Below are 16,126 nucleotides of genomic sequence, written 5' to 3' on the forward strand. Positions count from 1 at the left end.
AAAGTAAACAGCTACGGCGTACTGGTCAATCCCTAACATCGTAAATATCTGATACTTCCGTACCAGCCGAGGTTCACCCTGAGCAGGATGAACCTCAAAACCTGAAGCCTTACTTGAACCCCAGGGCAAAGAGGAACCAATTACTGCAACAAACAATGGATGCATTATCGGACGTTGACGATCCGAGCACAGGCTCGTTTAGTTCATGTACATGCCGCCATTGACGTCCAGCGTGTGGCCGGTGATGTAACTGGCCTCGTCGGAGGCGAGGAAGGCGACGGCGTGCGCAATGTCTGTGTCGTTGCCGACACGGCCCAGAGGAATGTGTTGTGTCATGGCGTTCTTCTGGTCGTCGGTGAGGACGGCGGTCATGGCCGTTTCGATGTAGCCCGGAGCGACTGCGTTGACGGTGATGGTGCGGCTGGCCAACTCGCGCGCCAGCGACTTGGTCAGCCCGATCAGCCCGGCTTTCGACGCGGCATAGTTGGCCTGTCCGGCCTGGCCCATCTCGCCGACGACGGAGGTGATGTTGATGATGCGCCCCCAGCGGTTTTTGACCATCTGCATCATCAGGGCCTGCGTCAGCAGGAAGGCTCCGGTGAGGTTGGTGGTGAGGACGTCGTCCCAGTCGGCGCGCTTCATGCGCATGGCGAGAATGTCGCGGGTGATGCCGGCGTTGTTGACGAGGATCTCGACCTTGCCGAAGTGGGCGAGGACGGCCTTGGCGCCCTCTTTGATCGACTCTTCGCTGGCAACGTCCAGTGCGAAGGCTTTCGCGGTTCCGCCTGCAGCGACGATCTCTGCCTCAACGGCAGCCAGTTTTTCCACATTCCGTGCTGCGAGTGCAACGTGCGCTCCGCGGCGGGCCAGCTCCAGCGCGACGGCGCGTCCGATACCCTGCGAAGCTCCTGTTACCAATGCGATACGACCGTTGAGAGTGCTCATGAACCTCCGATGAAACAACACTCCGCATTATACGAAGCGCGATGACGTATTCTGAGGTTCACCATGTCAGGCGAACCGAAGAATCTTCCTCCTCAAGGCACTCCAGTTGCCAGCGAAACCGATGTTTATGCCATCCACGGGGCCGATCCCGAGGTGCTTGCCTATGCAATGGCGAAGTATTCGCGGTCGGCGCTGAGCATGAAGGAGTCGCTAGCCGAGATCAGCTCGCAGCGTGCAGAGCAGTTTCTGAACACCTTCTACTTTCAGTATGGCCATCGCTCCATTGCCGACCTGGCGCATATTCCGTTTGCGATCGAGCGGCTGAGTCTGCTGGCTGCCATCGAGCTGGTTGACGAGCAGCGTTGGGACGGGCAGGAGCGCTCGACGCGCTATCAGGACTTTCGCCGCTCGGGCTGGTTTACTCCTGACCTGGGAGCGGTGACGCAGGAGTACACAAAAGCTGTTGAGGCGCTATTCGCTGCCTATCAGCGTTTGAGTGCGGAGATGCTCGAAGCACTCAAGCGGGCGATTCCGCGGCCAGAGGAGATGAAAGAGGATTCGTACACGCGCACGCTGAAGGCGCGTGCCTTCGATGTGGCGCGCTACCTGCTGCCGCTGGCGACGAATACCTCGCTTGGCCAGATCGTCAATGCACGCACGCTGGAGACGCAGGTCTCGCGTCTGCTGACGAGCGAGTTTGCCGAAGTTCGCGCGATTGCCGAAAAGCTGCGCAAGGCCGCGACGGAGCCTGCCTGGAGCGTCCACCAGATGGATGCGAAGGTGCTGTGCGAGGAGATTGGTTCCGTTGATGGAGGCTGTGCTGCGCGTGCTACCGAGCTTTTGCTGCGTCCCGTCCCCACGGCACCGACGCTGGTGAAATATGCCGCGCCGAACGCTTACCTTGCGGAGAGCCGCAAGGAACTGACAGCCGCGGCCGCCGAGCTGATGAAGGGGCAGGCGATTGATCCTGCTCCCGTGGTCGATCTGCTGGACGATACGGAACCACTCGAAGTGGAGCTGGTGACGTCTCTGCTCTATCCGCATTGCTATTATTCGTATCGCCAGCTTCGCAACAACGTGGCGTCGCTTACGGCCGCGCGACGTGATGCGCTGATCGCTCTGGGGACGAAGCATCGTGGACGGCATGATGAATTGCTCAGGAGCTTCTCGGCAGGTCAGGGCTTCCGCTTCGACATTCTGATGGATATCGGTGGCTTCCGCGACATGCACCGGCATCGCCGCTGCATTCAGCTGCTGCAGGGCTATACGGATTTGCACGGCTACGAAGAACCTGTTTGTCCGGGACAGCCGACTCTGGCCGAGGCCGGGTTGGAGGCGGAGTATAAGGCGGCGATGGACGCAGCGTATGCGGCATATCGCTCTTTGCGTGATTCAGGTGTGCCTGAGGCTGCACAGTCGGCGCAGTATGTGTTGCCGTTGGGGACGCGCTGCCGGTCGATGTTCAAGATGGACTTCGCGGAGGCGTTTTATATCGCGGAGCTGCGCTCGGGTGTTGCGGGGCACTTCAGCTATCGCCGCGTGGCGTGGGAGATGTACAAGGCAGTGGCTGAGCGGCATCCGGCGCTGGCGAAGCACTTCAGGATTGAGGATGTGAATGAGCCGATTGATCTGCTGCGTCGATAAACGATTGTAGAGACAAAGACAGGGCAGATTCGAATCTGCCCTGTCTTTTTTGCAATGCGTCGTTTTGCAGTTTTATCGGGACAGCATCTTCCGGCGCAGGCTTCCCGCCAGTCCGACAGCTCCTGTAGCGAAGAGCAGGAGTGTGCTGGGCTCGGGGGTTGCTCCGCCGATCTGGTTGAAGGTGATGGCTTCTTCGAGCGAGAAGTAGTCCGTACCGCCCGCGGCGATCGGATTCTTGAAGTTCACGGTTCCCGTGGAGAAGTCTGACGAGATACCGCTGAAGTAGGCATTGGGGCCGCCGTAGCCGGTGGTGTCGGGGTTGCCGGCATTTTCAACAGCGCCGAAAGCATCGATTCCGTCGCCATCGAATTCGAAGACAGGGTTGCCGGGCGAGCTGAGAGCGATGCTGCTGAGTGGCGCGCCGGAGTTGTTAATGATGCCGACCAGAACGTCATCCGACCCATCATAGGTCGAAGAGGAGCTGGCTCCGGCGGAGGAGGTAACAGAGCCTCCAGGACCGATGGTGAGGACGATGTTGCAGTCAGTGGCAACGCCGAGTGCAGGGCAAAGCGGAGCTGCCAGAGCAGCCGGAGCAGCGATTCCCAGCGCCAGGGCTGAGAGCATACCTAGTATTTTCATAAATGCAGTTCTCCCGGATTTCGCTTAAGTGAAATTGGGCCCAGTGTTATCGAGATAAGGCACTTGAATGGCCACTGCGAAGTTGAGGATTAGAAGAGGAACTACGGCTGCCGCCACAGACCCGGTGCATTTTTTTGCATGACATGGGGGAAAGCTGAGAGAAATATTTCCTCTTTCGTTACGGGGTGGACCGGAAGAGTTCATGGTGTATTCGCTTTTTCTTTGCCAAAACGATTTTCAATGCTAGAATCCGCTTTGACGTTACCCAGGAGAACTGACACGTGGCAGATGACCGCACTAAAGCAATAGAGACAGCGCTTTCGCAACTGGAGAAGCAGTTTGGCAAGGGCTCCATCATGAGGCTTGGAGCGAAGGAGGCGATTGTCCCGATCTCGGTCATCTCGACGGGTTCAATCTCGTTCGACGCGGCGCTTGGCGTTGGCGGCGTTCCTCGCGGACGTATTGTGGAGATTTTCGGGCCTGAGTCGTCGGGTAAGACGACGATCACGCTGCAGATCGTTGCTGAAGCGCAGAAGGCCGGAGGTTTGGCGGCGTTTGTGGACGCTGAGCATGCTCTCGATCCCGCGTATGCGAAGAAGCTGGGTGTCGATACGGACAATCTGTTGGTGTCGCAGCCGGATTACGGCGAGCAGGCGCTGGAAATCGTTGAGGCGCTGGTGCGGTCAGGCGCGATCGATGTGTTGGTGGTTGACTCGGTTGCTGCTCTGGTTCCCAAGGCAGAACTCGACGGCGAGATGGGCGATTCGCACATGGGTCTGCAGGCGAGGCTGATGAGCCAGGCGCTGCGCAAGCTGACGGGAACGGTTTCGAAGTCGCGCACCTGCCTGATCTTTATCAACCAGATTCGTGACAAGATCGGCGTGATGTTCGGCAATCCGGAGACGACGACCGGAGGCCGTGCGCTGAAGTTCTACTCCTCGGTTCGTATCGACATTCGCCGCATTGGCGCAGTGAAGGAAGGCGATGTTGTCACCGGTTCGCGGACTAAGGTGAAGGTGGTGAAGAACAAGGTTGCGGCTCCGTTCCGCGATGCCGAGTTCGACATTCTTTACGGCGAGGGTATTTCCCGCGAGGGCGATGTGCTGGATCTGGCGGTGCTGCATAACGTCGTCGAGAAGAGCGGTGCGTGGTACAGCTATGCAGGTGAGCGCATCGGTCAGGGACGCGAGAATGTTCGCACGTTCCTGAAAGAGAACAAGGATGTCTTCGCACGTGTAGATGCAGAGGTTCGTAAGAAGCTCGGCATCGGACCTGCGGATGGAACGCCTGAGGTTCCGGCAGTTCCGGCTAACGGAGCAGCGGCGGCGACGGAGGCCGTGAAGTCGCGGAGGTCAGCGCAGTAGCCCCTCCCCCCTCGGGTTTTTGATAATGCATTTATTTTCAACGGTTTATGCGATTTGCACAGCCTAAAATATTCATTTGATGTGGGTTAGCTATCAAAATATTGATTTATAAAGAGTTAGCCCCGGTCCTTTTGGGCCGGGGCTTTTTATTTGCTGATTTAAGTGTAGCGAAGTGAGGGAAACTAATCGGCAGATTTTTGTGGGTTTATTTGCTTTGGAATGAGGGAGTTGAGATTTTGGGGGCTTGACAGAGTTTTCGCTCCAGCTGGCTGGGGGTCGTTTCGCCTTCGGCTCCACTCCGGCCTTCGGCAGAGCGGTGGCCGCTTCGCGGCGGCTGGACTTAGAGGGCAAAGCCTGAAGGCTTGGCGTACCTAGAGGCGCTTCGTGGCGTGGATGCGAAGACGCCCTGGATTGAAGGCCTGGAAGCGGTTCGCGCGGTTGCGCGAATGGCGCATAGCATATATGTCGCGATGAAGCTGCGCCATGAGTGGGGCTCCGGTTTAGTGGCTGGGGACTCAGCGGCGGCGGGAGGGTTTGTGCGATCCCACCTTCGCTCGCTGCGCGAGCGAAGGTGGGGCACCCGCTTTAGTTTCGCTTCGGATGATGGAGGGTCGTTGCGTCTGCGGCTTTACTCCAGCCTCTCAACCCAATGAGCAAGTTCGTCAGGGGATCCCGAGGTTTCGGCGGAGCGGTGGCTGCTTCGGGGTGGTTTGTTTTCGGCAGGGCTAAAGCGGTGCAAGAACGGAGCTGTTTGTGGCTGGATTCGGTGACCCTTCGACTTTGCTCAGGGCGGCTCTGAAGCGGTGTGCTCTTGGTGTGCTCTTAACGAGGCGGTTCGTGGTTTTCGGCAGTCTTTGTTTGCCAGCGCATGTTGGCATGCGTTCGGCTTTGTTTCAGGAACGGCCCTCAGAAGTGAGGGGGAATGGGTGTTTGGGCGAAAAATATCCCCGGGCTCTTTGGGAGTCCCGGGGGCGTCCGAGAGATATTGCTATTTGGTCTGGTAAGACCTTGTTTTCAGGCTCTTGGCGGCCAATCTCGAAAAATGGTTTAGAAGACAGAGGCTGTCTGGTTGATGCCTCCGGTGGATGGGGTAAAGATTTCTGAGAGAGGGGCGTCGGAGTTCATGCTGACGGGCGCTCCGGGGCCGTGGTCTTTGAATCCGGCGGGTCCGCCTGGGCCTCCGGGACCGAATCCACCGGCTTCTCCGGGTGCCCAGCGGCGGCGAGCAGGGCGCTCGGCCTGAAGCTTGGCCCACTGATCGGCGGAAAGGACGCCGCGAATGCTGAGGAGCATGCGGGCGTGGGCCTTCTCAAGCTCGGCGCGAGCGGATGCAACCTGATCGATCTGGGCGAGGACCTTGTTGGTGTCGGGCGGATTGGCGGCGAGCATCGGCTCGAGAAGGCTCTCCTGCCGCTCGACGTTGGACTTCAGATCGATGAGCTGGGTGCGGGTCTGCTGGAAGATGTCGTCCATGCGCTTCTGCTGATCGGCAGTGATGGAGAGCTTCTGGACGAGGTCGGGATTCTTCCACCACATGCCTGGGGGGCCCATGGCAAAGTCGGGGCGATGACGAGGACCGCTGCTCGGGTCCTGGAACTGGGAGCCTCCGCGAACGAACTTCTGCGAGGGCGCCTGTTGTGCCAAGGCCGAGGAACCGCACAGGATGGCGATGGAGAGCGTGGCGAAGAGACGGATACGTGTCATGTCAATTCTTCCTTTGAACGTTGCTGGATTGGCTGGCAGTTGTGTTGGCCAGAGGCTGCATAGGCGTGGGGACGGAGGAGTCGAGGGTCTGGTTGATGTCCTCAAGCAGAGCTTCATCGGACTGCGCGGTTGATTGAGCCGCAGGGGTGACGACGGCTGTCCGCGGCGATGCGGTGGTGGTCAGGCGGTGCTGAAGGTGAAGCGGCAGAGCGATGGCGAGGACGGCAGCGGCAGCGACTGCTCCCCAGAGCGCGGGGCGGAATTGCTGGATAAGACGCGAGCCGTAGGACGCGGGGGCCGCGCTGCGATGGACGGCGATGGCCTGATTTTGCCAGGCGTGGTTGGCCCAGGCGTGCGCGGTGGAGCGGAAGAGCAGGAGCGACTGGCTGAGCGTGTTGAGCTCGCCGGCGCAGATGGCGCATTGTGCGACGTGCTCGCGGGAGCGCTCGATATCGGGTGAGGCCAGCAGATAGGCGTCGGACTCGCGGCTGGCGATGAGGAGGTCGCAGAGTTGTTCGTGGTTGAGATGGGTTGTCATATGGACTCCGAGGAAGAGGCAGCGTGACGCGCGCGAATGGTGGCGAGCGCGCGATAAAGATGGCTTTTTACGGTGCTGAGAGGAAGACCGGTCGCGGCGGCGATCTCAGGCAGCTCCATCTCCTCGACGAAGCGGAGGAGGAAGACGGAGCGTTGACGGGCGGAGAGATTGTCGACGGAGTCCCAGATGAGGGAGATCTGCTCGCTGGCGATGAGGCGCGAGTCGGGTGGTGAGTCGAGATTGGGCAGAAATGGAGCGATCTCGGAGGCCTCGACGGCGGTGGCGGAGACGCGTCGCCAGAAGCGGAAGCGTCCCGTACGAGTGTGGTCGCGGAGGAGGTTGAGGGCGATGCGGGTGAGCCAGGTGGAGACGGAACATTCGCCGCGGAAGGCGAAGCGTGTGGTCCAGGCGCGGAGGAAGGTCTCCTGGGTGAGGGTGTGGGCGATGTCAGCATCGCGGAGCGAGGAGAAGAGGAAGCGGAAGATGCGTTTCTGGTGAGTGGAGACGACCTGGTCGATATCGTCGAAGGGAGTCGCAGCGGGTGCCGGAGCTGCTTGCACGTCAGGGATGATGTTCGAGGCGATGGCGTCGATGGACATGCGGTTCCTTACGGCTGAGATCCTTGCCGGTATGTGCCGGCTATCAGGAAAGACGGGGTTAGCGTGCTTTAGGACTACGGACGGGCGATATTTTGCACGGAAAGGGTTATGCTGCTGGGGGATGCATACGGTCAAGGCAATATATCCGGGAACGTTTGATCCGCTGACGAATGGTCATCTGGACCTGATTGCACGCGGATCGAAGATTGTGGACGAGCTGGTGGTGGCGATTCTGCGCAACAGTGAGAAGGGAACTCCTTTGTTTACTGTGCCGGAGCGCGTGGAGATGATTACCGAGGCGACGCAGGGCTTCGGCAACGTGTCGGTGGCGACCTTCGATGGGCTTCTGGTGGATTTTGCGCGTCAGCTGGGAGCAAAGGCCGTGCTGCGAGGGATTCGCGCGATCTCGGACTATGAGTACGAGTTTCAGATGGCGATGATGAATCGCAAGCTGGACCCGGAGCTGGAGACGCTATTCATGATGCCGGCGGAGAAGTACTCGTATGTGAGCTCGCGGCTGATCAAGGGCGTGTTTCAGCTGGGTGGGGATGTTTCGACACTGGTGCCTCCGCTGGTGGTGGAGCGGCTGAAGGTGAAGGTGCCGAGCCGGGTTGCGCGATAAGGCTGGTGGAGTCGGGATGATGGGGTTCTCGTGCGGCGATCGGGTTTTGCGTGAAGGAAGATTGCTGCTGGGAGTCGTTCTTGCTGGCGCGTTGTGTGGACAGATGTTGGCACAGGTGGGTGCTTCTGTTGAGAGCGAGAGAGCGCGTGTGCAGCAGGACATGGAGAACTGCCGCGTGCATAAAGTGGCAGGTTTACCGGGCAGCGGCGGGTTTGCGAGCGACTTTATCGAGACGATTGCGAGCGATCCTGACCCGGCGGCGAATGATGCAGATGTGTACTGGGCGCTGACGGCAGATCTGAGCGAGGCGGTTCCGCCGTGGCAGCGGGCGCTGTACATCTCGAAGACAGCGGACGGCGGCGCGACGTGGAGTGCGGTGGCGCGGGTGGGGCCGCAGTACTTCAACGAGAAGATCGGCGAGGGGCTGAGGAATGGATTTATAGCGTCGCCGGGCGGTACGTATTTTGTGATTACGACGCAGCGAGGCGCGTTTCAGGTGAGTCCGCAGGCGGGGAATGTGAATGCTGCGGTGGTGCGGCCGATCAAGGGGCCGCTGGTTCCGGATACGCCGCCGAAGATTCCGATTCCGGCGAAGGCGGGCGAGCCGGTGCGGGCGAACGTGGTCGATATGACGGCGGATGGAAAGCGGTTGTTTATCGGGTATGGATATTTCGATCGGAATCCTCGGCTGTTCCGCTATCGCAGGGACACGGATGGCAGATGGGTGGAGGATGGGGAGGTCGAGAGGCTGCCGACGGAGATGGATTTGTTGTCGGTGGGGTTCGATGAGCCGAAGAATGTGCGTCCGGGATTTATGTATGTGGGGACGGGGGACCAGGCGTACACGCTGAACCTGCGCTCGATGGACTGGAGCCGTGTGGATGGAGTGGGGCCGGACTCGGCGATTCATGGAATGAGTGTTGTCGGTGGGCTGCACATTGCGGCGTGCTGGGGCGTGTATAACCCGGCGGGGCCGGGAATTGTGCGGCGGGTGACGAAGGCGACGTTTTTGCTGCATCCGACTTCGGATGAGGCGGGGCCGAATCTGCGGGCGTACAGCGTTGAGGTGGATGAGGAGCGTCCGACGCACGAGGTGGTGACGTCGATCACGGGCGTGTATACGAGCGAGGACAGCGGCCAGACGTGGAGGCGGTTGAATGAGCTTCCGCTGGGTGAGTATCGTACCGCGCACTTCAATGCGGATGGGACGGTGCTGGTCTCGGGGATGCCGGGAACGTTTCTGGTGAATCCGTTCTCGGAGGCTTGCAGGCCACGGTTGAAGCGGCGGAAGTAGCTTCGTGCGGTTGTGTATCAGGATTAAAAAACGCAGGTCCTTTGGCTCGCTGCGCTTGCTCAGGATGACACTTTTTAGAGAGTGGATTAGAGAAGCGAAAATGTACGACGTTCACGTGTATGGATGGCCAGGATGCAAAATGCTGGGGTTCCTCGACTCGCCTACGGCTCGCTCGGAATGACACATTACACTCGCTCGGAATGACGCATTCAAAATGACGCATTCCATCTGCTGATGACACATTTTTCTGTTACGGAAGCGCGAAGGCTACGTACAGGCCTCCGGTGGGGCCGCGTGGGTTCATGCTGGTGCCTCCGGCGGCGATGACGAGGTACTGGCGTCCGTTGACCATGTAGGTGGCGGGTGTGGCGTTGCCTGCGAAGGGGAGGATGGATTCCCAGAGCAGCTTGCCCGAGGTTTTGTCGAAGGCGCGAATCTTGTGGTCGAAGTTGGTGGCGGCGATGAAGAGGAGGCCACCGGCGGTGACGATGGGGCCCCCGTAGTTTTCGCTGCCGGTGTCGGGCATGCCCTGAGCGACGAGCTCGGGGTACTGGCCCAGAGGGAGACGCCAGAGATATTTGCCGGTGGCGAGGTCGAGTGCGTTGAGGGTTCCCCAGGGTGTGGCGGTGGCTGGATAGCCGTCGAGGTCGTTGAAGCGGCGGTAGCCGGTCATGACGTACTGCTGGGCAGTAGGGGTTGATGCGGAAGAGGCTGCCGCCTGTTCTTCGCGAGCAGGCTCCGGAGGATCGTTGGGTGTGGCGAGATAACTGAGCAGGTCGCTTAGCGATTTGCCGCGGATGGGCAGGGCAGGCATGCGGCCTTTGCCGGTGTGGATGGTCGTGGCGATCTGTTCGCTGGTGAGGCGTTGGGTGACGCCGAGGAGTGAGGGGAACTCCGGGGGCGCTCCCTGGCGGTGGTCGCCGTGGCAGACGGAGCACTGGGCGAGATAGGTGTTGCGGCCGGGAGTGGAGGAAGAGGCGCTGGAAACGGCCAGCGCTCCGATAGAGGCGTAGTTGTTGGCGTTGAGGTAGAGGATGCCGGTTGTGGGGTCGAAGGCCGAGCCTCCCCATTCGGCGCCGCCCTCGAAGCTGGGAGTGACGATGGTGTCTTTGCCGACGGAGAGAGGGATGTAGGGGCCTTCGCTGCGAATCTCGCGGAGGCGGTTGACGGCCCACTGGTGCGCGGCGGGGGTGCGGTTGGTGAGGTTGGCTTCGGTGACGGCCTGCGGTGCGAAGGGCTCGGGCGCGAGCGGGTAGGGCTGGGTGCGGGCGGCTGTTTCTCCGGGGACGTTGCTGGCGGGATAGGGGCGCTCTTCAATGGGGAAGAGCGGCTTGCCGGTGGTGCGGTCGAAGACGAAGAGGATGCCCTGCTTGGTGGTTTGCGCGATGGCGGGGATGGTTTTGCCGTCGCGGTGGATGTCGCCGAGGGTGGGCGCGGCAGGGAAATCGCGGTCCCAGATGTCGTGATGGATGCCCTGAAAGTGCCAGAGGAGCTTGCCGGTGGCGGCATCGAGGGCGAGGAGCGTGTTGGCGTAGAGGTCGTCGCCGAGGCGGGAGCTGCCGTAGAAGTCGGGCACGGCGGAGCCGGTGGGGACGTAGACGATGCCGCGTGCGGCGTCGACGGCCATGCCTGCCCAGTTGTTGGCGGAGCCTGCGGTCTGCCACGCGTCGGCGGGCCAGGTCTGGTAGCCGGGTTCGCCGGGGTGCGGGATGGTGTGGAAGGACCAGCGGAGGTTGCCGGTGCGGACGTCGTAGGCGCGGATGTCGCCGGGAGGTGCCGGGGGTGTTTCGGGGGTGCGGCTGCCGATGATGATGAGGTCTTTATAGACGACGCCGGGAGTGCTAAGGGAGATGGATAGGCCCGCAGGGTCGCGGCCTAACTGTTCGCGGAGGTTAATGCGGCCGGGGTTAGCCTTGTCGTTACCGAAGGCGGGGACGGGCTTGCCGGTGGCGGGATCGAGGGCGTAGAGGAAGTTGGCGATTCCAGCGAAGAGACGTTTTTGCTTCCCGTCGCTCCACCAGGTGAGACCGCGGCTGGGGCCGTTGCCGGGAATGCCGGCATCGAATTTCCAGAGGAGCTTTCCAGAGGCGGCGTCGAGAGCGAATATCTTTTGCGATGAGGTGACGCCGTAGAGGGTGCCGTCGACGATGACGGGCGTGGTCTCGAGGCCTTCGTTTTCGCCGGTGTCGAAGCGCCAGGCTTCTTTGAGACGAGAGACGTTGGTGCGGTCGATCTGCCTGAGCGGAGAGTAGTGGGTGTTGCCGGGTGTGGCTCCCATCGAGGGCCAGTTGGCCTGGGTGGTGTTTTGTGCGAGCAAGGGGAGGCAGAGGGAGAGTGTGGCAGCGCGCAGGATTTTTGTGGAATGGCTCACGCGCGGAATGATAACGGATAGAGCGGTGGGCTGAGGGAGGAGGTCTCTCCTGAGGAGAGGTGATTTCCCAACTCTTCCATTCCTTGACTAAGATGGGTGCTCGCAATTCCACAACAGAAATCAGGAGTGAAGCGTATCCCCATGGCTACGACGGAAATCGCTAAGGAAACGGGTGTGTCCAAGGCCCTTGCTAATCCCGGCCCGCTTGGATTGGCTGGCTTCGGCATTACGACGATCGTGCTGAGCTCGATCAATGCAGGTTTGCTGCCTCACGAAGCTGTCCCGGTCGTTGTGCCGCTTGCTTTTGCGTATGGCGGCGTGGCGCAGATTATTGCGGGGATTCTGGAGTTTCGGACGGGCAACACGTTTGGGATGGTGGCCTTTACTTCGTATGGCCTCTTCTGGTGGTGGTTTGCCTTTCTGCAGTGGACGATCGGTGCAGGCTGGCTGAAGGCTCCGCCGGCGTCGGCAGTTGCGGTTACGTTGCTGGCCTGGGGCGTCTTCACGTTTCTGCTGTGGGTGGTAACCTTCCGCTCGAACCGTGCGGTCTGGAGCATCTTCCTGCTGCTTTGGATTACGTTTTTCTTTCTGGGGTTTGGAGATTTTGGCTGCACGATCGGTGGTGTTCGTTGTGGCGCGATTGGCGGCTGGCTGGGATTGCTGACGGGGGTCGATGCGCTGCTGGTGGCTTTCGTCGAGGTGCTGAATGCGACGTGGGGCCGAACGGTGATTCCTCTGGGGAAGCCTATTCTTGGTTAGATTTTGATCAGGTTTAAAGACGAAAGCCACTCTTGCGGGAGTGGCTTTCGTCTTGGGTGCTGGTTCGCTTACTCGTGGCGATGCTGTTTGAGCAGAGTGTCGAACTCGCTGCGAGGCATTTTGAGCTTGTCGGGGTGGGCGTCGATCCATTTCGTGAAGGCGTCGTATTTGGTGGCGGTCCAGCCGCCTTCGAACTCGCCCTTGTTTTTTCCGGCGGCATTGAGCTCGAAGTTGAAGGCGTCCTGGAGATTGGTGAACTCGGCGGAGGCGATGGCCTGCTCGGCGAGGATGGCGGGGATGAAGAGGACGCCGTCGCGTTTGGCGAGGACGAGGTCGCCGGGCAAGACAATGGCGTGGCCGATGCGGATGGGCGTGTTGATGCCGGTGAGGGTCATCCCGATGAGGAAGGAGGGATCGTAGCCGCGGTAGACGCCGTTGAGGTTGGCGATTTCGCGATTTTCTTCGGCGTCGCGGATGCCGGCGTCGAAGACGAAGCCGGAGTGGGTGTGGGCGGCGATGCCTGAACCGAGGTTGGAGCCGATGAGAGTGCCTTCGAAGACTTTGCCGTTGCCGTCGGCGACGTAGACATCGCCCATCTGGAGATCGTTGATGGGCCAGCTGTTGTTTTCGCTCTGGCGGCCCTCGGCCTTCCCTTCGGCGGCGATGGCGTGAGTCATGTCGGGGCGCGAGGGCATGTACTGGGCGGTGAGGGCGCGTCCGGCGAAGGGCTTGTCGGGATGGAGGGATTGCCAGTTGCCTTCGAACTGGTTGTTGTATTTGTGCTCGCGGAGAAAGTCCCAGACGTCTTCGATGGAGACGTCGAGGGCGCGGGTGAGGAGGCTATCGGGGAGCTTGGGCCGACCGTCGGGGAAGCGCTCGCCGTGCCAATCGGAGGTATAGAAGAGGATCTGCTCGCGGGTGGTTTTGATCTGGGCGGGGGCAATGCCTGCACTGAGGAGGAGCAGGGCGAGGATGGCCAGGGAATGGATATGTCTTGTCATTGGAAATAAGGGAGTTGTGGCGCTCTAAGCAAAGTGCAGGTCCTTCGACTGACCCCTGCGGGGCTTCGCTAAGGATGCCAAATTATAGAAGGCTTGAAAGGTATGGCGACAGTGCTTTCGCTTGGTGGACAAATCTGCCACACTAGATACATGAGCACAGCAACGGCAACCAAGGTATTTGCGGACCGGATTGGCCGCATTGAAGTTTCGGCGACGATGGCGATTACGGCGGCGGCGCTGAAGCTGAAGTCCGAGGGCGTAAACCTGGCGGACTTTGGAGCGGGCGAACCCCACTTTTCGACCCCGCGGCACATTAAAGATGCTGCGATTGAGGCGATTGAGAAGAACTTTACGCGTTATACGAATGTTGCCGGTATTCCCGAGGTGCGGAAGGCGATTGTGGATCGTCATGCGGCGGACTTCGGTTCGCAGTATGCGCCGGATGAGTGCGTGTTTACGACGGGCGGCAAGCTGGCTCTGTTCAATGCGATCCAGGTGCTGGTGGACCATGGCGACGAGGTGATTCTGCCGGTGCCGTACTGGGTGTCGTTCAAGGACATCATTCAGTATGCGGGCGGGGTGCCGGTGTTCGTGGAGACGGACGAGGCGGAGAACTTCCGTGTGACGGCGAAGATGATTGAAGCCGCGATTACGCCGAAGACGAAGGCGATTGTTCTGAATACGCCATCGAATCCTTCAGGCGCGGTGGTTTCGCCAGAGGACCTGGAGGCGATCGTCCGCCTGGCACACAAGCGCGACATCTTTGTGCTGCTGGATGAGTGTTACGTGTACCTGAACTTCACGGGCAACATCGTGAGCGGCGGAAGCTTCCTGGATTGCAAGGAGCATGTTGTGGTGTTGGGTTCGCTGTCGAAGACGTATGCGATGACGGGCTGGCGCGCAGGTTATGCGTTGGGACCGAAGGCGATTATTGCGGCGATGAGCAAGCTGCAGTCGCAATCGACATCGAACACGGCGAGCATGGTACAGCGGGCTTCGATTGCTGCGGTAAGCGGATCGCAGCAGTGCGTTGCGGAGATGCGCGCGGATTACATCAAGCTGCGCGACCAGGTGCTGGAAGGCTTCAAGACGATTCCGGGGCTGACGTGCACGGTACCTGAGGGTGCGTTCTACGTGTATCCGAACGTGAAGAACTTTATCGGCAAAGGCGGCGTGAAGTCGGCAACGGACCTTGCAGCGAAGCTGCTGAGCGAAGCGCATGTGGTTGTGGTTCCGGGCGAGGCGTTTGGCACGACGGAGCACATACGGTTGTCGTATGCGGTCTCCCACGATGTGGTGGATGAGGGCGTGAAGAGGATGCGAGAGTACTTTGCATCGCTTGGCTAGAGAGTAAAAAGCGAGAGCCGCATCGGGGAGCCGATGCGGTTTTCCTTTGGGATGGAGTTTTCGATGAGTAATGCTGGCAACGCAGGTGGAGTGCCGCGTTTTGCGCCGGTGATTCTTGCCGGTGGAAGCGGGACGCGATTCTGGCCAAGAAGCAGACGATCTAAGGCGAAGCAGGTGCTGGCTCTCGACGGCGAGCGGACGATGATTCAGCAGACAGTGGACCGGCTGCTGGGTGTAGCGAATGCAGGCGACATCTGGGTGATTACAAATGAACTGCTTCACGATGAGATTGAACGGCAGTTGCCGGATCTGAAGCCGACAAAGATTCTGAGTGAGCCTGCTGCGCGGAATACGGCTCCGGCGTGTGCGCTGGCTGCGTTTCTACTGGAGAAGACGGACCCGGATGCGGTGATCGGCATCTTTCCTTCGGATCATGTGGTGGGGAGCACCGAGCGTTTTGCCGAGGTCGTGCGAGCCGGAGTGAAGCTGGCGGCGAGCGGCGAGAAGATTGTTGTGCTCGGGGTTCCTGCGACGAAGGCGGAGACGGGTTACGGATATATCGAGCGCGGTGTGGAGTCTGAGGAGGCGGCGGCCGTAGCGGGCATGGAGGTGCGGCGCGTGAAGAGGTTCACGGAGAAGCCGCACAAGGCGCTGGCCGAGGCGTTTGTGGCTTCGGGGAACTATGCATGGAACAGCGGTATGTTTCTGTGGAGTGCAAGGACGCTGGCGGGAGCGATCCGCGAGCATTCGCCTGCGATGGCTCCATTGATGGAGAAGATCGCGGCTGCGTATGGGACGCCGGAGTTTGAGAAGGTATTTGCGGAGGTGTATCCGCAGTGCGAGAACATCTCGATCGACTATGCGGTGCTGGAGCCCAGGTCGGCGAAGGGCGAGGAGGCTTCGGGAATTTATTGCCTGCCCGCGGACTTCTGCTGGAACGACCTGGGGTGCTGGTCGGCGCTGCATGAGCATGTGGGAAACTGCGCTCCTGAGGATCTGGCGAAAAAGAATGTCTTCGACAAGACGAACCAGCCCTGCGTGGACATCGACTCGAAGGGCAACTATGTGTATGCGCCGGGCAAGGCGGTGGCGCTGGTGGGCGTGAGCGATCTGGTGGTGGTGGAGACGGATGATGCGTTGCTGATTACGACGCGGGAACGCTCGCAGGATGTGGGCAAGGTGGTTGCGGAGTTGAAGCAGGCCGGGCACGAGAACCTGGTGTAGAAGTTGAAGGTTGTGGGCTGTTTCAGGTTGAAAGCAGATTCCTCCACTCCGCTTTGCTGCGGTCGGAATGACATT

The 16,126-nt window shown here is 60.2% G+C and carries 14 protein-coding genes; 7 read left to right on the plus strand and 7 right to left on the minus strand.

What is annotated here, in order from left to right; all coding sequences use genetic code 11:
• Positions 1-198 precede the first annotated feature (198 nt).
• Complete coding sequence (gene fabG / locus KFE13_RS14130) at positions 199-945, minus strand: 3-oxoacyl-[acyl-carrier-protein] reductase (RefSeq protein ID WP_260703750.1); 747 nt, start codon at positions 943-945, stop codon at positions 199-201.
• Between the two features lie 63 nt (positions 946-1,008).
• On the opposite strand from fabG, the gene KFE13_RS14135 reads away from it, so the two are divergent.
• Positions 1,009-2,589, plus strand: coding sequence for an FAD-dependent thymidylate synthase (locus KFE13_RS14135; RefSeq protein ID WP_260703751.1), 1,581 nt, complete (start codon positions 1,009-1,011; stop codon positions 2,587-2,589).
• A gap of 72 nt (positions 2,590-2,661) precedes the next feature.
• Here KFE13_RS14135 and KFE13_RS14140 read toward each other — a convergent pair whose 3' ends face one another.
• Positions 2,662-3,228 carry a PEP-CTERM sorting domain-containing protein gene (locus KFE13_RS14140; RefSeq protein ID WP_260703752.1) on the minus strand — a complete coding sequence of 189 codons (567 nt, stop codon included), beginning with the start codon at positions 3,226-3,228 and terminating at the stop codon, positions 2,662-2,664.
• Between the two features lie 281 nt (positions 3,229-3,509).
• Here KFE13_RS14140 and recA point away from each other — a divergent pair, with 281 nt between their 5' ends.
• The gene (recA, locus tag KFE13_RS14145; protein ID WP_260703753.1) at positions 3,510-4,592 is read left to right on the plus strand and encodes a recombinase RecA; all 1,083 of its coding nucleotides are present in this window, start codon (positions 3,510-3,512) and stop codon (positions 4,590-4,592) included.
• A 1,047-nt stretch (positions 4,593-5,639) separates the two neighbouring features.
• Here the strand turns inward: recA and KFE13_RS14150 are convergent.
• Genes KFE13_RS14150 through KFE13_RS14160 form a run of 3 tightly spaced genes read right to left on the minus strand, consistent with a single transcriptional unit; the run spans position 5,640 to position 7,433 of the window.
• Complete coding sequence (locus tag KFE13_RS14150; RefSeq protein WP_260703754.1) at positions 5,640-6,296, minus strand: Spy/CpxP family protein refolding chaperone; 657 nt, start codon at positions 6,294-6,296, stop codon at positions 5,640-5,642.
• 1 nt (position 6,297) lies between these two features.
• Positions 6,298-6,834 carry a hypothetical protein gene (locus KFE13_RS14155; RefSeq protein ID WP_260703755.1) on the minus strand — a complete coding sequence of 179 codons (537 nt, stop codon included), beginning with the start codon at positions 6,832-6,834 and terminating at the stop codon, positions 6,298-6,300.
• Positions 6,831-7,433: an RNA polymerase sigma factor gene (locus KFE13_RS14160; RefSeq protein WP_260703756.1), complete on the minus strand. Its 603-nt coding sequence runs from the start codon at positions 7,431-7,433 to the stop codon at positions 6,831-6,833. Before KFE13_RS14160 ends, KFE13_RS14155 begins: the two co-directional genes overlap by 4 nt.
• 121 nt (positions 7,434-7,554) lie before the next feature.
• On the opposite strand from KFE13_RS14160, the gene coaD reads away from it, so the two are divergent.
• Both coaD and KFE13_RS14170 read left to right on the plus strand, forming a co-directional pair.
• Positions 7,555-8,055 (plus strand): pantetheine-phosphate adenylyltransferase, encoded by a 501-nt coding sequence (coaD, locus tag KFE13_RS14165; protein ID WP_260703757.1) that lies wholly within the window; start codon positions 7,555-7,557, stop codon positions 8,053-8,055.
• A gap of 16 nt (positions 8,056-8,071) precedes the next feature.
• The gene (locus KFE13_RS14170; RefSeq protein WP_260703758.1) at positions 8,072-9,349 is read left to right on the plus strand and encodes a beta propeller repeat protein; all 1,278 of its coding nucleotides are present in this window, start codon (positions 8,072-8,074) and stop codon (positions 9,347-9,349) included.
• Between the two features lie 250 nt (positions 9,350-9,599).
• Here the strand turns inward: KFE13_RS14170 and KFE13_RS14175 are convergent, their stop codons facing one another.
• Complete coding sequence (locus tag KFE13_RS14175) at positions 9,600-11,720, minus strand: pyrroloquinoline quinone-dependent dehydrogenase (protein WP_260703759.1); 2,121 nt, start codon at positions 11,718-11,720, stop codon at positions 9,600-9,602.
• Between the two features lie 141 nt (positions 11,721-11,861).
• Here KFE13_RS14175 and KFE13_RS14180 point away from each other — a divergent pair, with 141 nt between their 5' ends.
• Positions 11,862-12,479 carry an acetate uptake transporter gene (locus KFE13_RS14180; RefSeq protein ID WP_260703760.1) on the plus strand — a complete coding sequence of 206 codons (618 nt, stop codon included), beginning with the start codon at positions 11,862-11,864 and terminating at the stop codon, positions 12,477-12,479.
• A gap of 68 nt (positions 12,480-12,547) precedes the next feature.
• Here the strand turns inward: KFE13_RS14180 and KFE13_RS14185 are convergent, their stop codons facing one another.
• Positions 12,548-13,480 carry an RraA family protein gene (locus KFE13_RS14185; protein WP_313900648.1) on the minus strand — a complete coding sequence of 311 codons (933 nt, stop codon included), beginning with the start codon at positions 13,478-13,480 and terminating at the stop codon, positions 12,548-12,550.
• Positions 13,481-13,630: 150 nt separating this feature from the next.
• Here KFE13_RS14185 and KFE13_RS14190 point away from each other — a divergent pair, with 150 nt between their 5' ends.
• The gene (locus KFE13_RS14190; protein WP_260703761.1) at positions 13,631-14,827 is read left to right on the plus strand and encodes a pyridoxal phosphate-dependent aminotransferase; all 1,197 of its coding nucleotides are present in this window, start codon (positions 13,631-13,633) and stop codon (positions 14,825-14,827) included.
• Between the two features lie 63 nt (positions 14,828-14,890).
• Positions 14,891-16,051 carry a mannose-1-phosphate guanylyltransferase gene (locus tag KFE13_RS14195; protein ID WP_260703762.1) on the plus strand — a complete coding sequence of 387 codons (1,161 nt, stop codon included), beginning with the start codon at positions 14,891-14,893 and terminating at the stop codon, positions 16,049-16,051.
• The last annotated feature ends 75 nt before the right edge of the window (positions 16,052-16,126 follow it).

This window comes from Edaphobacter flagellatus (genome assembly GCF_025264665.1).
GTDB lineage: Bacteria > Acidobacteriota > Terriglobia > Terriglobales > Acidobacteriaceae > Edaphobacter > Edaphobacter flagellatus.

Bases quoted from the DNA above. Each gene is read 5' to 3' on its own strand.
- fabG (WP_260703750.1), bottom strand. From the start codon at position 945: ATGAGCACTCTCAACGGTCGTATCGCATTGGTAACAGGAGCTTCGCAG.
- KFE13_RS14135 (WP_260703751.1), top strand. From the start codon at position 1,009: ATGTCAGGCGAACCGAAGAATCTTCCTCCTCAAGGCACTCCAGTTGCC.
- KFE13_RS14140 (WP_260703752.1), bottom strand. From the start codon at position 3,228: ATGAAAATACTAGGTATGCTCTCAGCCCTGGCGCTGGGAATCGCTGCT.
- KFE13_RS14150 (WP_260703754.1), bottom strand. From the start codon at position 6,296: ATGACACGTATCCGTCTCTTCGCCACGCTCTCCATCGCCATCCTGTGC.
- KFE13_RS14155 (WP_260703755.1), bottom strand. From the start codon at position 6,834: ATGACAACCCATCTCAACCACGAACAACTCTGCGACCTCCTCATCGCC.
- KFE13_RS14160 (WP_260703756.1), bottom strand. From the start codon at position 7,433: ATGTCCATCGACGCCATCGCCTCGAACATCATCCCTGACGTGCAAGCA.
- coaD (WP_260703757.1), top strand. From the start codon at position 7,555: ATGCATACGGTCAAGGCAATATATCCGGGAACGTTTGATCCGCTGACG.
- KFE13_RS14170 (WP_260703758.1), top strand. From the start codon at position 8,072: ATGATGGGGTTCTCGTGCGGCGATCGGGTTTTGCGTGAAGGAAGATTG.
- KFE13_RS14180 (WP_260703760.1), top strand. From the start codon at position 11,862: ATGGCTACGACGGAAATCGCTAAGGAAACGGGTGTGTCCAAGGCCCTT.
- KFE13_RS14185 (WP_313900648.1), bottom strand. From the start codon at position 13,480: ATGACAAGACATATCCATTCCCTGGCCATCCTCGCCCTGCTCCTCCTC.
- KFE13_RS14190 (WP_260703761.1), top strand. From the start codon at position 13,631: ATGAGCACAGCAACGGCAACCAAGGTATTTGCGGACCGGATTGGCCGC.
- KFE13_RS14195 (WP_260703762.1), top strand. From the start codon at position 14,891: ATGAGTAATGCTGGCAACGCAGGTGGAGTGCCGCGTTTTGCGCCGGTG.